This window comes from Megasphaera sp. MJR8396C (genome assembly GCF_001546855.1).
Classification (GTDB): Bacteria; Bacillota; Negativicutes; order Veillonellales; family Megasphaeraceae; genus Megasphaera.
On sequence record NZ_KQ958181.1, the window covers coordinates 1 to 944 of the forward strand.

The 944-nt window shown below is 51.2% G+C and carries 1 protein-coding gene and 1 pseudogene; both read right to left on the bottom strand.

Annotation, left to right across the window (positions count from 1 at the left end; genetic code table 11):
* Positions 1–165 precede the first annotated feature (165 nt).
* Positions 166–585, bottom strand: a complete 420-nt coding sequence (locus tag HMPREF3201_RS11610; RefSeq protein WP_062412187.1) for an RNA-binding protein — start codon at positions 583–585, stop codon at positions 166–168.
* Positions 560–944: pseudogene (locus HMPREF3201_RS11995) on the bottom strand (hypothetical protein); the annotation flags it as partial. The pseudogene HMPREF3201_RS11995 and the gene HMPREF3201_RS11610, both read right to left, overlap by 26 nt.

A 944-nucleotide genomic window follows, 5' to 3' on the forward strand; every position in this document is an offset into this window, starting at 1 on the left:
TGGCCTTCTTTTTAATGGGACAAGGACAGGAATCGGTCCGTCCGCATTCGGCATAGGGCCTGATGGGAAGTAAGATAGCACTGGCCCTTTGCAGGATGAAGATGAGTTTCCTCTTGTCGAGGTTTCGTAAGAAACTCCAAATTTTGTTCATAGACGCTCCTTTCTTTATGCGATTTTACGGATGACTAAGGTAATCATGCCGTTATCATTCAATTCCATATAGGTCCGGTAGGGACTTCCGGAAGCGATTTCAGCTTCACGGGTACTCATGCAGTTCATGATGTCGAGGCAGTTGCGCTGGGCCGTCGCCTCGCTGATATCCGGGAAGAACTGGCGGGCAAATTCCATCACATGGGGACTCATGGCGCCATATGCTTTAGGCCTGCTTTCGCGAATCCGCTCGATGGTCTCCGTCACGCGCCGTTTCGTTTCCGGGCTCATCGTCATGGAGACAGGCGTAGCCTCGTAGACGCGGCGGTTCATCTCCCTTTTCATCTGCTGCCATTCGGCAACGATCTCGGAAATGGACGGCGAAAATTTATGCGAAGAAACGAGTCGATTAGCCAAGGTCTTGGCCTGGGTCACCGATATGTCGGAGCCCAGATTGTCCTTCAGCGTCTCGACGAAAATGTGGTTTATATTCTGGTTCTCCCCGTAACACGCCGTCAATATACCCATCAAAGTTCGCATAGCCATTATACTTATCTTCCTTTCGTTTGCCGCGCATCGGTCGTCCGTTGCTGTTCTTCAAAATGGCGGCGATGTAGTTGATATTATTGACCTTGTTTTCGTGGGCCATCTCAATGGCCGTACAGGTAGGCTCACTGCCCCACATGTTTTCCAAGGTGATCAATCGATGGGCAAAATCGCCCTGCATGGGCCCAAAGAGGTTCTGATAGGTCTGAACCGAAGCGTAACCCTTTGCCGCCTTCGGCGTCGTCACA